Below are 4,660 nucleotides of genomic sequence, written 5' to 3' on the forward strand. Positions count from 1 at the left end.
CTTTACTTCGAAACTTTGAGGATAGAGTATGTCACATAATTCTTTTTGAAATGGAAGGAACTTCTCAAAAGGTAAAACAACATAAGGAATAGATATTTTTGATATTGGCTCATGACTCAAAATCAACAAACCGGGATTTATTCCTTTAAGTCTTTTTTGAAATGCTACTTGTGATTTTTCGTTATCTAATAATCGATAAAAAACAATATAATTTGAATTTGCATCTTGAAGATTAGTAGTGACTTCACTTAGTTGTTCTTCTACATCTACAGAGAGTCCATACTTTTCAAATAGTTTATTCATATGTTGGTGGAGCATACTTAAGCCTAATTGTAGTGTTCTTTGTTAACTCTACACCTGCTTCAGGAATTTGAGAAGTCACAACACCAATACCACTATGGCTTAAATCAAGATCCATTTTTATACCAAGTCTATTCGCTGATTTCTTATCTAGCCCAATAAAGTTTGGTACTTTTCCATGTCCTACATGTCTCTTTGCCGATTGCTTAAGTTTCACCGCATCGTAAGAAAGTTCGTTCTTATAGGCCTTGTTTTGCGCTAACTTTTCGAATTCTTTATTTTTAAATAGTAGGAACTCTGTAACCTTTTTAAATACTCGGCCCAGCGGACACTATTCCCATAATAAACTTTCCTTTGGCTGGATTATCAACATAGGCATAAACAACAAACTTATTATTTACATCTATAGGGTAGCCAAGAAAGCCTGGAACATAACCATTGTATCTTCCTGTACCATCCGATCTTTGTGCCGTTGATGTCTTCGCCGCAATTTTGAAGTATGGTATTCTTCCCGCTTTTGCCGTACCGTCTTGAACTGTTTCTACCATCATCTGAGTCAGTTCATTTGCCGTTTTCTCAGATATAATTCTTTTTTTCTCAATCTTAGTAGGGTCTTCAACTTTTAAGATTGTTGGCTTTATATAATGACCACCATTTGCAATTGCAGCATATGCTGCCAGCATCTGAACACCTGTTGTAGCAACACCTTGTCCAAAACTGATATTACTTAATGAAAGAGGTGAAACATTATTGTCTTCTGTAAAAATTCCTCGTGACTCTGCAGGAATCTCTATTCCTGTTTTCTCTCCAATTCCAAACTTATCAAAAGTTTCTTTTAATTTAGGAAAGGTTAAATCAAATGCAACTTTAGTTGTTCCAACATTAGAACTGTACTTTATGATTTCTGTTACAGATAACCATTCATATTTTTTACGTGATTCAGCTTCTGAAATAATATGGTCTTCAACTTTGAGTCGACCTTGCTCACAATAATAATTCGTTTCTGGCCTAACAACTTTATTTTCTAAAGCTGAAGCAACCGTTAATAACTTCATTGTTGATCCAGGCTCAAATGGATCACTAATAAATGGCAACTTTCTGTGAGAGCTCTTCGATCCACTCAAATCATTTGGATCAAAAGTAGGGTAGTTAGCCATGGCAAGGATTTCTCCAGTCTCAGCATTCATAACCCCTACACCACCGCGAAAAGCTTCAGCCTTTTCTACAGCATCTTTAATAGCTTTTTCTGCTACAGCTTGAACTTCTTTATCAATACTCAGATAGAGATCTTTAGATCTATCACCCGCATTTTGACTTACGTATCGAACTGGTCGACCTTTATTATCAATAATGTATTTGATAATTTGTGGCTCACCCTTTAAGTCATTATCGAATCTATGCTCAATTCCAGCTAGTCCGTTATTATCAACTCCTACAAACCCTAATGTTTGAGCAGCTAGTTCATGGTTAGGGTAGAGTCTCTTTGGAATTTCCTCTGTGTAAATCCCTTTAATTTCCTTAATTTTTTCAAGTTGATCTTGTGACAGCTCAACCTTTCGAGCAACCCAAGTAAAACGATTTCTATCCTTAACCTTTCCTCTAATATCTTCATAAGTTAGATTAGGGATAATTTTAGATAGTTTCTTATAAGCTTGTTTATCTTTAATATTTTTTGGTATTGCGAAAATACTATACGTACGAACATTAATGGCAAGAGGATTTCCATTTCTATCATAGATATGTCCACGACGAGGGAAAACCTTCCTCTCTCTAAAGAATTGTCTCTTTGCTCGTGACAATAAGTTCTTCTTATCTATTACTTGAACTTTTAGCGCTTTGAAAAAAACTGCACTAAATGCTAGAGCAAAGATATAAAAGGTTATTTTAAGTCGTCTCTTTTCTACTTGATCCATCTATTTTGGGATAACAATAATCTGCTTCTGCTTTGGCTGTTGAAGCTTATAGTTTCTTGCCATCTTCCTTAAATTATTTACAGATAAAAGTTTAGCCTTCTTAGCTTTTAACTCTTTCCCTTCCACTTTAACTTTTTCAATATCTTTTGAGATAGAAGAAAGTTGATAATTCATCTCAACACCCTTCATTCTAAAAAGAACGAACAGAATTGATATAACAACTAAACTCAATACAATAGGCATCCCTTGCGCACTAAAGAAAATTGACTTCATTTTTTCTTTAAAAGGGCTAGCTTGAGTTGCTTTCTTAGTTTTCTTAGTTCTCGTCCTTGAGGCCACTATAAATCTCCTATTTAATCGTGGAAAACTTGGCGTATTTATTTTTTTGCTTACGCGCTTCTACTCTCTTAATTACTCTCAACTTCGCACTTCTTGATCGAGGATTTTCATCCAACTCCTGATCACTTGGCAAAATTGGTTTCTTAGTGACAACCTCACAAATGATGTCATCATTATCTTTTTCAAGTCTCTTAAATTCATGTTTTACAATTCTATCTTCAAGAGAATGAAAACTTATTACACATATTTTACCATTAATTTTCAATAAAGGTATTATCTGAGGAATCACCTCGGATAATACATGTAATTCTCTATTAACTTCTATCCTTAATGCTTGAAAACATTTAGTCGCAGGATTAATTCTACCGTACCTCAACTTCGCTGGATAGCACTGCTTTATAAGCTCGGCCAATTCAAATGTTGTTTCAATCGGCTTCTTTTCTCTATCTACAGCAATTCTTTGGGCAATTCTTCGAGAGAATTTCTCCTCACCAAATTCTTTAAAGATTTTTTCAAGCTCTAATTCACTATATTTATTTACAATATCCTTAGCTGTTTGAATTTTATCGTTATCTGAATCCATTCTCATATCTAAAGGAGCGTCGACGCGAAATGAGAAACCACGATTCCCCTCATCAAAGTGATGACTCGAAACCCCTAGATCCATTAAGATTGCAGAGAAACCTCCACATTCATCAACTAGTTCTTGAAAATTATTTTTTACAACTTCACCAAAGTGGCAAAAATTAGAATCAACCAAGTGATGTCTGTCCAAATTACCGCTTTCTTCAATCAGCTTTCTCCCATTGGCCAGCGCATCTGGATCCTGATCAAAAGAAATTAAATTAGCACGCTCATCTCTAGCGACGATGGCCAAAGAATGACCTCCACCACCAAAAGTTAAATCAGCAAAGAGAAGCTTCTCCTCATTAGAGTTCTCCCAATCAGCATACATGCTATCGAGACATTCCTTCTTTAATACTGAGTAGTGTGCTGTATAAGTCATTATTTAAGTAGTACCTTCATCCATTCTTTCTGCTCTTGAGACCATAAGTTCTCAGGAGTCATCACTCCAATGGCATTTTCTTTTTCAAATTCAATTGGATTATTTACAAGCTCAGGAACAAGTTCCATGACTAACCTTTGAATTGTTTCATTATTCTTTTTCATGACGCCCATGACAGATTCAACATCGACGTGCTCTTCTTTCCAGCAGTCATAGTCAGTAATCATAGCAATCGTAGAGTATGCAATTCCAGCTTCCTTAGCAAGATAAGACTCTGGAACATTCGTCATACCGATAACATCTGCACCAAAATTTCTATAGAGCTCAGACTCTGCTCTAGAAGAAAACTGTGGCCCCTCAATGCATATATAAGTTCCACCTTTATGTGCTTTTATATCTAACTCACGACATGTCTTATGAATTCTTTCTTGTAAAGTTCCATTTACTGGATATGCCGTCGATACGTGAGCGACAATTCCATTTCCAAAGAAAGACCTCTCACGCTTTCCTTTAGTCCAATCAATAAACTGGTCAGGTAAAACGAAGTCAGTAGGAGCGTGTTCTTCTTTAAGTGAACCAACTGCGGAAACACTCACAATTACATCAACCCCAAGGGACTTAAGAGCAAAAATATTTGCTCTGTAGTTTACTTCATGAGGTAGAATACTATGGGCTCTGCCATGTCGCGGCATAAAATAAACTTCGGCACCATTCACTTCTGCCTGAATAACCATGTCGCTTGGCTTTCCAAATGGAGTCTCGACGTTGTGCTCAGCAACAATCTTTATATTTTCTAAAGAATAAATACCACTTCCGCCAATTACACCTAACTTATTCATGACAATGTCCTCATAATTTGACTTATTTGTTTTACCAATGACAAAATTTTACTCTCGTACAAAAGCTTTTAAAAGGTTTTCTTTTATTTTATGACTGATTTAGATTTCAAACTAAATAGAGAATTTTACAAGAAATTAGAAGAGATAAAGAAACGCTCATCTAATTATAAATCTCGTATCGTAAGATCGAAGAACTATCTATTTAACGCTTCTAATATCTCAAAGAAAGATATCCTTTTGAGACTTGGTCAGTTCAAAGATAG

Annotated in this window: 6 protein-coding genes; all 6 read right to left on the reverse strand. The window is 35.4% G+C overall.

The annotated features are described in order from the left end of the window. On the reverse strand, nucleotides 1–303 hold a 303-nt coding region (locus M901_RS12235), incomplete at its 3' end, for a hypothetical protein (protein WP_034722057.1). Continuing rightward, complete coding sequence (locus tag M901_RS12240) at nucleotides 296–517, reverse strand: PASTA domain-containing protein (protein WP_021278517.1); 222 nt, start codon at nucleotides 515–517, stop codon at nucleotides 296–298. The genes M901_RS12235 and M901_RS12240, both read right to left, overlap by 8 nt. Before the next feature lie 91 nt (nucleotides 518–608). Continuing rightward, complete coding sequence (locus M901_RS12245; RefSeq protein WP_034722059.1) at nucleotides 609–2,213, reverse strand: penicillin-binding protein 2; 1,605 nt, start codon at nucleotides 2,211–2,213, stop codon at nucleotides 609–611. Further along, entirely contained in the window at nucleotides 2,214–2,552 is a 339-nt protein-coding gene (locus M901_RS12250) for a hypothetical protein (RefSeq protein ID WP_021278519.1), read from the reverse strand. It abuts the gene before it with no gap. Between the two features lie 10 nt (nucleotides 2,553–2,562). Beyond that, nucleotides 2,563–3,558 carry a 16S rRNA (cytosine(1402)-N(4))-methyltransferase RsmH gene (rsmH, locus tag M901_RS12255; RefSeq protein ID WP_053335875.1) on the reverse strand — a complete coding sequence of 332 codons (996 nt, stop codon included), beginning with the start codon at nucleotides 3,556–3,558 and terminating at the stop codon, nucleotides 2,563–2,565. After that, nucleotides 3,558–4,397: an S-methyl-5'-thioadenosine phosphorylase gene (gene mtnP / locus M901_RS12260; protein ID WP_021278520.1), complete on the reverse strand. Its 840-nt coding sequence runs from the start codon at nucleotides 4,395–4,397 to the stop codon at nucleotides 3,558–3,560. Before mtnP ends, rsmH begins: the two co-directional genes overlap by 1 nt. Nucleotides 4,398–4,660: the final 263 nt, after the last annotated feature.

The sequence above is a fragment of the Bacteriovorax sp. DB6_IX genome (assembly GCF_000447775.1).
Taxonomy (GTDB): domain Bacteria; phylum Bdellovibrionota; class Bacteriovoracia; order Bacteriovoracales; family Bacteriovoracaceae; genus Halobacteriovorax_A.